This is a genomic window from Stenotrophomonas sp. YJH_SMC_127, from assembly GCF_059372445.1.
This window is the reverse complement of record NZ_JCAFVO010000007.1, coordinates 64810-79218: the sequence shown is the minus strand read 5'-3', so window position 1 is coordinate 79218 and position 14409 is coordinate 64810. Positions and strand designations below refer to the sequence as shown.

Sequence of the window (14409 nt, the reverse complement as noted above, 5' to 3'; positions counted from 1 at the left end):
CAGTAGCTTGAGGACAAAGGCGCCGAAAGGCGCCTTTGTTTTTTGCTTTTGCTCTTGCCTTTGCCATCCCCACCGCGCTCGCGGCGAACCCTGAAGCGCGTGGGAGGGGGAGGTGATGCAGGACCGTTGGCGCCATGGATGGCGCCATCGAGCTTACATGGACGTACTTGCAGCGTGTCCTGCATCGCCTCCCCCTTCCACGCGCCTCGACAAAAGGAAGGCGCCACAAGCGCAACGCATCTGGAAACGATTACGCCTTCCCGCGCTCACGCACGCCCCCGCCAGACGGGCGACAATAGGCGTTTTCCCGCTGCCGAGACCTGCCCGCTCATGTCCCGTACTTCGTTGACCCGCTTCCTGATCCAGGAACAGCACGCCGGCCGCATCAATGCCGACCTGCGCCAGCTGATCGCGGTCGTCGCCCGCGCCTGCACCAGCATCTCCATCGCCGTCAGCAAGGGCGCCCTCGGTGGCGTGCTCGGCGACGCCGGTACCGGCAACGTGCAGGGTGAAGCGCAGAAGAAGCTCGACGTCATCAGCAACGAGATCCTGCTCGAAGCCAACGCCTGGGGTGGCCACCTCGCCGCCTGCGCCTCGGAGGAAATGGACCACAGCCAGCCGGTGCCGGACATCTATCCCCGCGGTGATTTCCTGCTGCTGTTCGATCCCCTCGATGGCAGCTCCAACATCGACGTCAACGTCTCCGTCGGCACCATCTTCTCCGTGCTGCGCTGCCCGACCAATGTCGAGCTGCCGGGCGACGACGCCTTCCTGCAGCCGGGCAGCAAGCAGATCGCCGCCGGCTACTGCATCTACGGGCCCAGCACCCAGCTGGTGCTGACCGTCGGCCATGGCACCCACGCCTTCACCCTGGACCGCGAGAAGGGCGAGTTCGTGCTGACCACCGAGAACATGCAGATCCCGGCGGCCACCCAGGAATTCGCGATCAACATGTCCAACCAGCGCCACTGGGAAGCGCCGATGCAGGCCTACGTCGGCGACCTGCTGGCGGGCAAGGAAGGCGTACGCGGCAAGAACTTCAACATGCGCTGGATCGCCAGCATGGTGGCCGACGTGCATCGCATCCTTACCCGCGGCGGCATCTTCATCTACCCGTGGGACAAGAAGGACCCGTCCAAGGCCGGCAAGCTGCGCCTGATGTACGAAGCCAACCCGATGGGCCTGCTGGTCGAGCAGGCCGGCGGTGCCGCCTGGACCGGCCGCGAGCGCATCCTCGACATCCAGCCCGACCAGCTGCACCAGCGCGTGCCGGTGTTCCTCGGTTCGCGCGAGGAAGTGGCCGAGGCCGTGCGCTACCACCACGCACACGACGACGCACAGGGCTGACAACCGATCGCCTGACAGCGGTCATGGCAGATCGATGACATGACCGTGGGGTGACACCGAGGGCGGCAAACGGCACCATCAAGCCGTTGCCGCCTAAGGAATGCACGCATGCACGAGCAGGGCCCGGTCGATTTCGTCGAAGTCATCCACAACGCCGTCCCCAGCGAGGTCTGCGCGGCGATCGTCGAGCGCATGCGTGCCACGCGTGGCCTGCTGCCCGGTGCGGTGGGCAGTGGTGTGTTCCCGGAACTCAAGCACAGCAAGGATCTGCGCATCAGTGGCCTGGACGGCTGGCAGGATGTTGATCAGCAGCTGCAGATTGCGGTGTTCAACGGCCTGCTGACTTATCTACGCCGTTATCCACAGGCGTTGATCGCGCCGCTGATGTTGCAGATCCAGGACAGCAACGGCCAACCGCGACGCCTGTCTGCCGAGGACTTCCCCGACATGCCGCAGCAGCAGCTGGCCGATCTGGCCCGCACCTGCCTGCGCCCGGGTGCGATCAACCTGCAGTGGTATGCGGCGGGCGAGGGCGGCTACCCGTACTGGCACTGCGAGCTGTACCCGAAGGATGCGCAGGCCGAGACACTGCACCGGCATGTGCTGTGGACGCTGTACCTCAACGACGACTTTGACGAAGGTGAAACCGAGTTCCTGTTCCAGGGCCGCAAGATCGCGCCGCGTACCGGCAGCCTGCTGATCGCCCCGACGGCGTTCACCCACACCCATCGTGGCAACCGGCCGCAGGGTGGCGACAAGTTCATCGCGACGAGTTGGATCCTGTTCCAGAGTGCGCAGAAGTTGTTTGGGGGGTAATGCCGAGCTGCTCGTCGGCCGCGTATGTAGAGTCGAGCCATGCTCGACTGACGGACTCAGAACAACGAGCCCTGCGGCGACTCCTTCTTCGGCGGCAGCGGCTTCTGGAACCGGCTGCAATCCAGCTTCGGCCAATGGCTGTTCTGTGCATTGAAGCCCAGACGCTTGCGTGCCAGCTTGAAGCGGTTGTTCAACAGATCGGCATACACGCCCTGGCCACGCATACGCGTGCCGAACTGGCTGTCGTAGTCCTTGCCACCGCGCAGCTGCTGGATGGTGCTCATCACGTGCGCAGCGCGATCGGGATGGTGCGTATCCAGCCAGTCGCGGAACAGCGGTGCCACTTCCAGCGGCAGGCGCAGCAGCACGTAACCGGCGGTGCTCGCACCTGCGTCGTGCGCAGCCTCCAGCACGGCTTCCAGCTCGCTGTCGTTGATCCAGGGAATCACCGGCGCCACCATCACACCGACCAGAATGCCGGCGTCATGCAGGCGCTTCATCGCGCGCAGCCGTGCATGTGGCGCTGATGCACGCGGTTCCAGCTTCGCGGAAAGATGCGGGTCCAGCGAGGTCACCGAGAAGTGCACGCTGACCAGGTTCTCCGCGGCCAGCGGCGCGAGCAGATCGATGTCGCGCTCGACCAGTGCGTTCTTGGTGATCAGCGAGAACGGATGCCGGGTCTCCAGCATCACTTCAATCAGCTGGCGGGTCAGCTTGAACTTGCGTTCGATCGGCTGGTACGCATCGGTGTTGATGCCCAGTGCGATCGGCTGCGGCACATAGCCCGGTTTCGACAGTTCCTTGCGCAGCAGCTGCGGCGCATTCGTCTTGGCGAACAGCTTGGTCTCGAAGTCCAGCCCCGGCGACAGGTTCAGATAGGCATGCGAAGGGCGGGCGAAGCAGTACGAGCAGCCGTGCTCGCAACCGCGGTAGGGATTCACCGATTGACTGAAGCCGACGTCGGGCGAGTTGTTGCGGGTGATGATGCTGCGCGCGGTTTCGGCGCGTACTTCGGTGCGCAGGCGCGGGGCCAGGAACTCTTCGCTTTCGTCGACCGCCCAGCCGTCGTCCACCGCCTCGCTGACGGTGCTTTCAAAGCGCCCGGCAAGGTGGGACGTGGAACCTCGGCCCTTGATCGCAATACCCATTGCGGCAGGGTACGTCGTGGCCGTCTCAATGGCTGCGACGGCCGCCTGAAGGGTTCAGGGCGAGGCTGAGCCGAGCATGGGCTCGGCTCTACAGTTGATGCAGAGACCTTGTGGAGCCGAGCCTACGCTCGGCTGCAATGCATCAAAGCAGCGCCAGGTACCCGCGCACGGTGGCATCCAGCCCGTCGTACAGTGCCTCGCCGATCAGCGCATGACCGATCGACACCTCCAGCACCTCCGGCACGTGGGCCAGGAAGTCGCGCAGGTTGTCCTGCGACAGGTCGTGGCCAGCATTGACACCCAGGCCGACGGCCTGCGCTCGTCGGGCAGCAGTGGCGAACAGCGCCAGCATCGCATCGGCATCGCCCGCCGCATGCGCCTCTGCATAGGGCCCGGTATACAGCTCGATGCGGTCCGCCCCCACCTCGGCTGCCTGCTCCAGCAATGGGTTGCCCGCGTCAACAAACAGGCTGACCCGACACCCCATGGCCTTCAGCGCAGCCACCAGCGGACGCAGGCGCTCGGCATCGCGTTCGAAGTCGAAACCGTGGTCGGAGGTGATCTGGCCATCATCATCGGGGACCAGGGTGGCCTGCGCCGGACGGGTCTGTTCGCACAGCGGCAGCAGCCCCGGGTAGCCCTCGCGCGGCGGCGCGAACGGATTGCCTTCGATGTTGAATTCAACGCCACGCGCGCGGGTCAGCGTGGACAGGGCCAGCACGTCCTCGGCGGTGATATGCCGGCGGTCCGGCCGCGGATGCACGGTGATGCCATGCGCGCCGGCATCCAGGCAGGCCTGGGCGGCGCGCACCACGTCCGGTTCGGCGCCGCCGCGCGAATTGCGCAGGACGGCGATCTTGTTGACGTTGACGCTGAGCTGGGTCATGGAACGGGACTACTTGGAAAGAGGGGACGGGTCGTGGTCGTTGTGGTCGTCAGTGCGGCGGGCCTGGGCCTGTTCGCGCAGGCGGCGCAGCTCCTCGGCATCGATCAGCGTGGCCGGGTCGCGCTGCAGGTCACCGAAGCGGGCCACGTAGCGGCCGCGCACCCAGGCCAGCAGGAAGCCGAGCGCCGCCAGCAGGCACAGGGTCATCAACCCCGCGCTCGGGGTCTTCAGGGCGAAGGCAAAGCAGCCCAGCGCCAGCAGCAGGTACAACCAGTACATAGTCGGGCTCCCCGGATGATCGCCGCAGTGTAGCGCTGCGTCAGAGCAGCGGCGAGGCCAGCCGGGCGAAGGCCTCGGGCAGGCGGTGCAGCCACAGCGAGCGGCCGGCCTGGTCGTGCACCCGCGTGGAACGGTCGAATTCGCCCTGCAGCAGTTCGGCCAGCGCAGCGACGCGGTCACGGTCGCTGATCATCATCGACAGTTCGAAGTTCAGCCGGAAGCTGCGGTGGTCGAAGTTGGCGCTGCCGACGATGCAGACATCGTCGTCGGCGATGAACGCCTTGGTATGCAGCATGCGCGGGCCGTACTCGTAGATCTTCACGCCCGCGTGCAGCAGTTCGTCGAAGTAGGACCGTGCGGCCTGGGTGACGAACCAGGAGTCGCTCATCTTCGGCACCAGCAGGCGCACGTCCAGGCCGCCCAGCGCGGCCGAGGTCAGCGCCATCCTCGCTGCTTCACCGGGCACGAAGTAGGGCGTCACCAGCCACACGCGCTCGTGTGCTTCCTGGATCGCCGCCACGTGCAGGCGGTGGATGGTCTCCCAGCCCGAGTCGGGCCCGGACACCAGCACCTGGGCGCTGATCGATCCATCCGCACGCAGCGGCATGTCGGCCGGCCACAGGCGGGCGATGTCGAAACGCGAGTGGTCCTGGCCACTGGCATAGAGCCAGTCCTCGGCGAACACCAGCTGCAGGCTGCGCACCACGTGGCCGCGGATACGCATGTGCAGGTCGCGGTAAGCGTCGGGCCTGCGGCTCTCGTCTTCCTCGTCAGTGATGTTGATGCCGCCGGTGAAGGCGAGGCGACCGTCGACGATCACCAGCTTGCGGTGGGTGCGCAGGTTCAGCCACGGGCGCTTGAACGGCTTCAGCAGCTGTCGCGGATGGAACCAGATCGCTTCGCCGCCGGCGTCCAGCAGTGGCTGCAGGAAGCGCCGGGGCAGGGCGGAAGAGCCCACCGCATCCAGCAGCAGGCGCACCTGCACACCGGCCTGCGCACGTTCGACCAGGGCATCGCGCAGTGCGGTGCCGGCATGGTCGGGGTTGAAGATGTAGTACTCCAGGTGCACGTGGTCGCGCGCCTGCGCGATCGCGTCGAGCAGCGCGGCATAGGTGGCTGCGCCGTCGACCAGCCAGGTCACCTCGGTGGCACTGCTGGGCGCCAGTCCGGTGGTGGCCTGGGCAACCTTGGCCAGCTCGGTGCAGTCCGAATCGGGCGGGCAGACATCGCTGTAGTGCTCCATGCCCGAGCGTGCACGGCCACGACGCAGCCGTTGCCGCTTCACCTTCTGCGGCCCCAGCAGGTAGTAGATGAAGAGCCCGAGGTAGGGCAGCAGTGCCAGCGAAAGGATCCAGCTCAGCGTGGCCACCGGCTCGCGCTTCTGCAGCATGATCCAGCCCGCCAGCGCGAACAGGTAGAGCAGGTAGGCCACCGCCAGGATCGTGCCGAGGTGGGCGATGCCGTCGAGCCAATGGCGCAGGGAGTCGAAGAGGGCGAGCATCCGCCGATCATAGCGGCGCCTGCTGCCGGATGGGGTCGGATGGGCTCAGATCCCTTTTCCTCAGGAAAAGGGATCTGACCCCAACCCGTGCGCCACGACGAGAACACAAAAAAACGCCCCTGTTTCCAGGGGCGTCTGCAGTCGCGTCATGACTGTTGTATTGCGGTGTAGCGTTTACTGCTGCACAAATCCGATCTTCTTCATCTGAGCATTCTTCGCGGCGGCCAGAACCTTGGCCATCACGTCGTACTCGGAATCCGGGCTGGCGTCGATGCGCAGTTCCGGCTGGTTGGTCGGGTCACGCTGGACCTCCTGCTCCATCCGCTGCTGCAGCTCGCTGGTATTGATCGGGCTGTTGTTCCACGAGACCTGGTTGCTGGCGTCGATCTTCAGTTCGATCGGCGGCGGCGGTTCGACCAGCTGCGGCGGTGGGTTGAGCACGCGCTGCGGCAGGTCCACGGCGATCGGGTACGTCATGATCGGCGCGGTCACGATGAAGATGATCAGCAGAACCAGCATCACGTCCACGAGGGGCGTGACGTTGATGTCTGCCATGGGGCCCTTGCCACCACCACTACTGAATGCCATGGCTTATTGCCCCTTTTCTTTGGTCGCAACGAAGCCGACGTCCAGCATGCCCTGTTCCTGCGCGACCTTGGTCAGGTCGTTGATGACGCGCATCTTGGTGGTGCGGTCACCACGCAGGTTCAGCGGCGGCTGCGGGGTCTGCTGTGCGGCGGTCGCCAAGCGGGACTCGAGAGTCTGCTTGTTGATTTCTTCGTCGTTCCAGTAGATCGAGCCGTCTTCCTTGACTGCCAGCGTGATCGGGTTCGGACGCTTTTCAGCATCTTCCGGCTTCTGGATCAGGTTGGCTTCCGGCAGATCCACCTTGACCTTGTGGGACATCAGGGGCGCCGTGATGATGAAGATGATCAGCAGCACCAGCATCACGTCCACGAGGGGCGTAACGTTGATGTCGGCCATGGGGCCGCCGCTGTTACCACTACTGAAAGCCATAACGGGCTCCGTCTAGATCTTGGTGACTACTTACTTCGTCGCTGGGTGACGCGCGCCGCAATTAGCGGACGCGCGAACCGGTGGCGAAGAAGTCGTGCAGGTCGTGCGCGAAGGTATCGAACTTGCTGATGGTCGCGCTGTTGATCTTGCTGAAGAAGTTGAAGGCGAACACGGCCGGGATTGCGACGAACAGACCGATCGCGGTCATGATCAGCGCTTCACCCACCGGGCCGGCAACGGCGTCGATCGAAGCGGAGCCGGTGGCACCGATCTTGATCAGCGCGCCGTAGATGCCCCACACGGTACCCAGCAGACCGACGAACGGAGCGGTCGCGCCGACGGTGGCCAGCAGGGTCATGCCCGACTGCAGCTTGTTGCTTTCGCGGGTGACGGCCTGGCGCAGAGCGCGGTCGACGAACTCCGAACGGCTCAGGTTCTCACCGACGCCGCCGGTAGCACCGCCTTCAGCGCGCTGGTGGTGGGCAGCGGCCTGGGCAGCGTCCAGGGCGATCTTCGAGAACGGCTCCGAAGCCGGCTGCTCTTCCATCGCACGGATGGCGTCCTGCGCGTTCGGGGTGTCCCAGAACAGGCTGACGACGCGGTCAGCGGCGCTCTTCAGGCGGGTGGCACGGAAGATGTTGATGACGGTCCAGTACCAGGACATGGCCGACATGGCGATCAGGGTCAGCAGCACGACCCAGGAAACCGCGAAATCACCCGGCTTGGTGGTCATTTCGTGGATCAGGTGCTCGAAGCCCATCTGCGACAGGGCGTTGGACGGATTGCCCCCGGCAGCAGCGGCGATGAAAATTTCCTGCAGCATGACGCTTACCTTTGTTGTGTGTGGTGATAAAGGATGTAGCTAAGCTAAACAATCGAACCGGGAGCGGGGGTGGCCGGAGGGCCACCCGGACGCATCAGTTCAGCGCAAAGTTGACCGGGACGCGAACGCGACCTGCCGCCTTCTTACCGCCAGATTCAGCGGCGTTGAAGCGCCACTTGCGAGCTGCTTCCATCGCAGCACGGTCCAGGTCGCGGTTACGGCTGGACTTTTCCACCGTGACATTGGTGACGTTGCCGTTGGCATCGACATCAATGATCAGGATCACTTCGCCCTGGATACCCGCGCGGAAGGCGGCCGGCGGATAGCGCGGCGGATTCATGGCCTTCGACGAGATGTCCACGCTGGCCTCGATCGAGGTCGGCGGAGCCGGCGGCGACGGGGGCGACGGCGGGGTGACGATATCGTTCGGGCGCGGCTCCGGCACGTCCACGACCGGCGCCTGCGGCGGCGGCGGTACGGGCGACGGCTTCGGCGGCGACAGATTCTTCACCGGCGGTGGCGGAGTATCCTGCGGCGGCGGCGGCGGCGGCGGCGGTGGGGGCGGCGGCGGCGCGTCGACGATGGTCACCATGACGTTGCGCTCCTTCTCCGCGACGGCCTTGGGAGCCACGGCGGGAATGAGGAGCATCATGAAGGCGGCCAGATGCAGGGCAATTACAAACGCGATGCCGACGATGCGAGGCCAGCTCAGCCCCTTGTCATCGGGTTGTTCGTACCGGTGAACGACTAGTTGTTCCGTCATGCGCCAAGAGCTCAATAGTGGGGCCGGAATCCCGGGGGCGGGATCCCTGATCAGCGGTGCATGACACCGCAGGAACCTCCAAGCTTATACCAATCCTGAGCGCCTGCGCATCAACTGAGCAGGCATTCAGGCGTTATTCCTACTTACTTCAGGTTGATGATTTTTTTGGCATCCGCCTGGTTCTTCACGCCCTTCGCCAGCGCCTGCTGGGCGGCCTGCTTGGCCTCGGGGACGCGACCTTCGGCATGCAGGACGCGTGCCAGGTTCAGGTAGGTCTCACCGTCCTTGGAGAGCGGGGCAGCCTTCTGCCACGCATCGATCGCCTGCGGCACCTGGTCGGAGTAGTAGTAGGACTGGGCCAGCGCCAGGTAGACCTGGTAATCCGGCTTCAGGATGCCCTTCTGCAACCCTTCGTTGATGACCGCGATGACGTCCTTTTCCTTGTTCTCGGTGTTGGCATAGATCGAGTACAGCTGCTTGTACTCGCGCTCTTCGGTGAGCTGGCCGCTGCTGCGCAGCTTGTCCATCACCGCGGCGGCCTTCGGCATCTGGTCAGCCTGCATGTACATGTTGGCCAGATTCAGCTGGGCCTTCTTGTCCGTCGGGTTCTTGGCCGCCAGCGCTTCTGCGGCCTGCACGGCCTCACCGGTCTGGCCGGCTTCGGACAGGGCCGCCATCAGCAGCTGGTTCCAGTTGTCCTTCGGCTCGGCGGCGCCGGCGATGGCCTGCTTCAGCACCGGGATCGCTTCCTGGTAGCGCTCCAGCTGGTACAGCGCCTGGCCCTTGGCGATCAGCTCTTCCGGCTTGGTCGACTTGCTCTCTGCGAAGTACTTGTCCAGGGTGGCCAGGCCTTCGGCGGTCTTGTCTTCCTGCAGCTGCAGCTGGCCCAGCATCAGCATCGACTGGAAGTGGCCGTTGTTGTCCAGGCCGTTGAACTGGATCACCTGCTTCAGGTACGCGATGGCGCCCGGCACGTCGTCGGTCTGGTAGGCGGCCTGCGAGGCCAGCTGCGCGGCCAGCGACTTGTCGTACTCGTTGGAAGCGCTGTCGGCCAGGATCGCGTCAGCCTGTTCGCGCGTCTCCGGGAACTTTTCCTTATTGTAGCTGTCGATCATTTTCTGCAGCTTGCTGCCCATCTTGGCCGAGGCCTTGGCGGTCGGCTCCTGGCGGGTCGCATTCGGGTACAGCGGTTCGGCCTTGGCCTGCTTGCTGCTACCGCCGCGGCTGCCACGGTCGGAGGAACGCGAGGACTGCGCAAAGGCATCGGTGACCACGGCGCCGGTCAGGGCGGTCGCGACGAGGACGGAAAGCACAGCTTTGTGGTTACGGAAAATCATCGTTCACCTCGATCGAACCGCCGGATAGCGGCAAAGTCGGACTGTCAGAAAAATCTGAGCCGCCAAACGTATCAGAAACAGATGGCGTGAGAAATCGTTTTATGTGCTGCAATACAGCATAGAACTGCGCACTCATCCGCACTTTGGCCGCAGCCCGGCCGCCTGCGCCTGCTGGTAGACCGGCGTCAGGCCCGGTGCATCACGTCGCAGCTCCTGGATCCGGTTGGCCGGATCGGGGTGGGTGGACAGCCATTGCGGGCTGCGACCGCCGCTGGCGGCCATCATGTTCTGCCACAGGTCCACGGCCTGGGCCGGGTTGAATCCAGCCTGCGCCATCAGCCGCTGGCCAATCACGTCTGCCTCGCTTTCCTGCGTGCGCGAACCCGGCAGCAGGAAGGCCGCCTGCGCGCCCATCCCACCCAGCTGGTTGACCGTGCTGGCGGCGCCATCGCCATAGGCGGCACCGGCCAGCGCGCCCAGCACGGCCAGGCCGGTCTGCGCGCCCATCTGCCGGGTGATGCGTTCTTCGTGGTGACGCGCGATGACATGGCCGATCTCATGGCCGATCACGGCAGCCAACTGGTCCTGGTTCTTGGCGACGGTGAAAATGCCGGTGTTCACGCCCACTTTTCCGCCGGGCAGGGCAAAGGCGTTCGGTTCCTTGTCGACGAACACGGCGGTCTCCCACCGTACGCCACGGTACTGAGGCGGCAACTGCGCGACCAACGCGTTGACCACGCACTGCACGTAGCCGTTCTGGCGGCCATCGGTGCTGATCTTCTCTTTCTGCTTGGTCTCGGCAAACGCCTGCGCGCCGAGCTGGTCAAGCTGTGCCTGCGATACGCCGCCCACCATCTGCCGTCTTCCGGTTGGCGAGGTGGTGGTCGCACAGGCACTGACCACGGTGGTGATGACTAGAGCCAGCAGCAGTTGTTTCATGGGTCCGCCCCCGTGTTCATGTGCGCAGTGTGTAGCGTACCTGCTTAATCTTTCGTCAAGCGGGCACGGCGTTACGTTGACCCCAGGAACACCATTGCGGCGAGCGCCACCGCGTTGTTCAGCGCATGCGCCGTGATCGCCGCCCACAGGGTGCCGGTGCGGCGGTACAGCCAGCAGAAGGCGGCACCCATGCCGCCGTAGACCAGCCACAGCTGCGCCATGCCCAGCAGCGAGTTCTTGCTGACACCGGGCACTTCATGGACCAGGGCGAACGCCAGGCTGCTGAGGATGAGGCCCAGCCAGGGGCGGCCGGCCTGCCACAGGCGCCCGAACAGGACACGACGGAACAGCAGCTCTTCGTAGGCGGGGGCGAGGACGACCGCAAACAGCACCAGGAACAACGGGAAGCGCGCGATCGCGCTCTGCATCAGTTCCACGTTGGTCGGCACCGGCTCGATGCCGAACTGCTTGGAAAGGAAGGCGACGCCGTTGCTGCCAACCACGATCAGCGTGGCCACCAGCAGGGTCCAGCCCCAGGTGGAAGGACGCCGCAGCGCCTGTCGCGAGGCCAGGCGTTCGCCGGCGTTCGCCGGGCGCCGCCAGAAGTACAGCAGCAGTGCGGCACCACCGGTGGCGATCAGGGCCATCAGGATCTGGGCCAGGGCCCCGGGCTGGCCCACTGCCGCGCCGGCGCTGTCAGGTGTGAGTGCACCGCCATTGGCCGCGACGTTGGCGCGGCTGACCACGATCGCACGGTAGAAGCCCCAGAACAGTCCGGTGACCATGCTCAGGCCGACCAGGGTGACGGCGGCGATGCCCAGGTCGATGAAGAAACCTGCCAACGGTGCCACGGCGCGCGGCGGGGTAGACGGCGGCGGAACCGGAGGCGGAGCGGCGGAGACCGGGGCGGATGCGGACATCAGGTACCTGCGTTCAAGGGACGAAGGCCGGTGCAGCTCCCCGCGCACCGGCCAGGTCCCGATTGTGTCAGATATCCAGGTTGGCGACCTTCAGCGCATTGTCTTCGATGAAGTCACGACGCGGTTCGACCACATCGCCCATCAGGGTGCTGAAGATCTGGTCGGCAGCGACCGCATCCTCGATGCGCACCTGCAGCAGGCGACGGGTCTCCGGGTTCACCGTGGTATCCCACAACTGCTCCGGATTCATTTCACCCAGACCCTTGAATCGCTGGATCTGGCGGCCGCGCTTGGCCTCCTCGAGCAGCCAGTTCTGCGCCTTCGCGAAGCTGTCGACTTCGATCGACTTGGCGCCGCGGGAAATCGTTGCACCTTCGCGCACCAGCCCGTGCAGCAGCTTGGAGGCCTGGTGGATCGCGCGCAGTTCGCCACTTTCGAACGCCGACAGCGGCAGCACCTGGATGTGCTCCTCGCCCATGTGGCGACGGGTCACCAGCACGGCGGCGGGGCGCTCCTCGTTGGCCTCCTGCAGTTCCAGGCTGAAACGCGGGCTGCCCAGGCTGCCCTGGTTGAGGCGCTTGGCCAGCGCATCCAGGCCTTCGCCTTCGCCCGCATTGCGCAGGCTGTCCATGTCCATCGGCACGAAATCGACCAGCGCTTCGAGCAGGTTGCGGTCATAGCGGTGGGCATTGCGTTCGATGGAATCGAGCGCGGCGGCATAGGCCAGCAGCAGCTTTTCCAGCGCCAGGCCTTCGATGCCCGGTTCGCCGGTGGCCGGCACCAGCGCGGCGTTTTCCACCGCACTGCTGGCCAGGTAACTGTCCAGCGCCGGGTCGTCCTTCAGGTACAGCTCCTGCTTGCCCTGCTTGATCTTGTACAGCGGCGGCAGGCCGATGTAGACGTAACCGCGCTCGATCAGCTCCGGCATCTGACGGTAGAAGAAGGTCAGCAGCAGGGTGCGGATGTGGGCGCCGTCGACGTCGGCGTCGGTCATGATGATGATCTTGTGGTACCGCAGCTTGTCCGGGTTGTACTCGTCACGGCCGATGCCGGTGCCCAAGGCCGTGATCAGCGTACCCACCTGGTCGGAGGACAGCATGCGGTCGAAGCGTGCGCGTTCCACGTTGAGGATCTTGCCGCGCAGCGGCAGCACCGCCTGGTTCTTGCGGTTGCGGCCCTGCTTGGCCGAGCCACCTGCCGAGTCACCCTCGACGATGAACAGTTCGGACAGCGCCGGGTCCTTTTCCTGGCAGTCGGCCAGCTTGCCCGGCAGGCCGGCGATATCCAGCGCGCCCTTGCGGCGCGTCAGGTCGCGGGCCTTGCGCGCCGCTTCGCGTGCACGCGCAGCGTCGACGATCTTGCCGGCGATCGCCTTGGCTTCGTTCGGGTTTTCCTGCAGGAACTCTTCCAGGCGCGCGCCGAAGGCGTTTTCCACCGCCGGGCGCACGTCGGAGCTGACCAGCTTTTCCTTGGTCTGGCTGGAGAAGCTCGGGTCCGGCACCTTTACCGACAGCACCGCGATCATGCCTTCGCGCATGTCATCGCCGGTCAGGTTGATCTTGGCCTGCTTGGCGATGCCGTTCTGCTCGATGTAGTTGTTGAGCACACGGGTCAGCGCACCGCGGAAGCCGGCAAGGTGGGTGCCGCCGTCCTTCTGCGGAATGTTGTTGGTGAAGCAGTACATCGTCTCCTGGTAGGAGTCGGTCCACTGCAACGCCACATCCACGACGATGCCGTTGTGCTCGCCGGTGACCGAGATGACGTTCGGGTGCAGCGGGGTCTTCAGCTGGGCAAGATGCTCCACGAAGCTGCGGATGCCGCCTTCGTAGTGGAAGTCATCACGGCGGCCATCGCCACGTTCGTCGGCAAGGACGATCTTGACGCCGGAGTTCAGGAACGACAGCTCGCGCAGGCGGCGAGCCAGGATGTCGTAGTGGAATTCCACGTTGTCGTGGAAGGCGACCGTCGACGGCCAGAAGCGCACGGTGGTGCCGCGCTTGGTGGTGGTTTCCAGCTTGGCCAGCGCGGTCACGGCGGCGCCGTTGCTGAATTCCTGCTGGTAGTGGAAGCCGTTCTGGAACACGTCCACCAGCAGCTTCTGCGACAGCGCGTTGACCACGCTGACGCCGACGCCGTGCAGGCCGCCGGACACCTTGTAGCTGTTGTCGTCGAACTTGCCGCCTGCGTGCAGGACGGTCATCACCACTTCGGCGGCCGACACTTCGCGACCGAGCTTGGCGCTCATCTGCTCGTGCTTGCCGGTCGGAATGCCGCGACCGTTGTCGGACACCGAGACGGAGCCGTCGGCGTGGATCGTCACCGCGACATGGTCGGCGTGGCCGGCCAGCGCTTCGTCGATCGAGTTGTCGACGACCTCGAACACCATGTGGTGCAGACCGGTGCCGTCATGCACGTCGCCGATGTACATGCCGGGTCGCTTGCGGACAGCCTCCAGGCCTTCCAGGGCGGTAATGCTGTTGGCGTCGTAATTGCCGTTGTTTGCCGGGGTGTTCTGTTCGTCGCTCATTGCGCTTGCCGTAGGCTCCGCAGGTCGGCCACCGCTTGGAGCGATGTGCCGAGAATGAAAGGATTCCAACCCGAATTATACCAGCCGGGGTCGAGCGGCCCTGGTG

General features: G+C 65.1%; 14 protein-coding genes. 2 read left to right on the top strand and 12 right to left on the bottom strand.

The features are described 5' to 3' along the window. The first annotated feature begins 330 nt into the window (after nt 1–330). Nucleotides 331–1347, top strand: a complete 1017-nt coding sequence (locus AC5QAB_RS15965; RefSeq protein ID WP_032957939.1) for a class 1 fructose-bisphosphatase — start codon at nt 331–333, stop codon at nt 1345–1347. Between the two features lie 108 nt (nt 1348–1455). Continuing rightward, nucleotides 1456–2163 carry a 2OG-Fe(II) oxygenase gene (locus tag AC5QAB_RS15960; protein ID WP_197561538.1) on the top strand — a complete coding sequence of 236 codons (708 nt, stop codon included), beginning with the start codon at nt 1456–1458 and terminating at the stop codon, nt 2161–2163. 56 nt (nt 2164–2219) lie between these two features. On the opposite strand, the gene AC5QAB_RS15955 is transcribed toward AC5QAB_RS15960, so the two are convergent. The 12 genes from AC5QAB_RS15955 to gyrB all read right to left on the bottom strand — a co-directional run bounded on the left by AC5QAB_RS15955 (nt 2220) and on the right by gyrB (nt 14303). After that, nucleotides 2220–3311, bottom strand: a complete 1092-nt coding sequence (locus tag AC5QAB_RS15955; protein WP_197561539.1) for a PA0069 family radical SAM protein — start codon at nt 3309–3311, stop codon at nt 2220–2222. A gap of 142 nt (nt 3312–3453) precedes the next feature. Continuing rightward, entirely contained in the window at nt 3454–4197 is a 744-nt protein-coding gene (locus AC5QAB_RS15950; protein WP_014645413.1) for a pyridoxine 5'-phosphate synthase, read from the bottom strand. Nucleotides 4198–4206: 9 nt separating this feature from the next. Then, nucleotides 4207–4476: a hypothetical protein gene (locus AC5QAB_RS15945; protein WP_014645412.1), complete on the bottom strand. Its 270-nt coding sequence runs from the start codon at nt 4474–4476 to the stop codon at nt 4207–4209. Nucleotides 4477–4516: 40 nt separating this feature from the next. Beyond that, nucleotides 4517–5977 (bottom strand): cardiolipin synthase, encoded by a 1461-nt coding sequence (gene cls, locus AC5QAB_RS15940; protein WP_014645411.1) that lies wholly within the window; start codon nt 5975–5977, stop codon nt 4517–4519. A 174-nt stretch (nt 5978–6151) separates the two neighbouring features. After that, nucleotides 6152–6565, bottom strand: coding sequence for an ExbD/TolR family protein (locus AC5QAB_RS15935; protein ID WP_005411740.1), 414 nt, complete (start codon nt 6563–6565; stop codon nt 6152–6154). Nucleotides 6566–6568: 3 nt separating this feature from the next. Beyond that, nucleotides 6569–6994: an ExbD/TolR family protein gene (locus tag AC5QAB_RS15930; protein ID WP_005421196.1), complete on the bottom strand. Its 426-nt coding sequence runs from the start codon at nt 6992–6994 to the stop codon at nt 6569–6571. Between the two features lie 61 nt (nt 6995–7055). Continuing rightward, on the bottom strand, nt 7056–7817 hold the full coding sequence (gene exbB / locus AC5QAB_RS15925; RefSeq protein WP_005411738.1) for a TonB-system energizer ExbB: 762 nt from the start codon (nt 7815–7817) through the stop codon (nt 7056–7058). A 94-nt stretch (nt 7818–7911) separates the two neighbouring features. Then, nucleotides 7912–8580 (bottom strand): energy transducer TonB, encoded by a 669-nt coding sequence (locus AC5QAB_RS15920; RefSeq protein ID WP_049408447.1) that lies wholly within the window; start codon nt 8578–8580, stop codon nt 7912–7914. A 143-nt stretch (nt 8581–8723) separates the two neighbouring features. After that, nucleotides 8724–9917 carry a tetratricopeptide repeat protein gene (locus AC5QAB_RS15915; RefSeq protein ID WP_014035419.1) on the bottom strand — a complete coding sequence of 398 codons (1194 nt, stop codon included), beginning with the start codon at nt 9915–9917 and terminating at the stop codon, nt 8724–8726. A gap of 132 nt (nt 9918–10049) precedes the next feature. Next, entirely contained in the window at nt 10050–10856 is an 807-nt protein-coding gene (locus tag AC5QAB_RS15910; RefSeq protein ID WP_014645409.1) for a M48 family metallopeptidase, read from the bottom strand. A 71-nt stretch (nt 10857–10927) separates the two neighbouring features. Further along, nucleotides 10928–11776: a CPBP family intramembrane glutamic endopeptidase gene (locus tag AC5QAB_RS15905; protein ID WP_197561540.1), complete on the bottom strand. Its 849-nt coding sequence runs from the start codon at nt 11774–11776 to the stop codon at nt 10928–10930. Nucleotides 11777–11843: 67 nt separating this feature from the next. After that, a complete protein-coding gene (gene gyrB, locus AC5QAB_RS15900) occupies nt 11844–14303 on the bottom strand; it encodes a DNA topoisomerase (ATP-hydrolyzing) subunit B (RefSeq protein WP_014645407.1) in 2460 nt (819 codons plus the stop codon). Nucleotides 14304–14409: the final 106 nt, after the last annotated feature.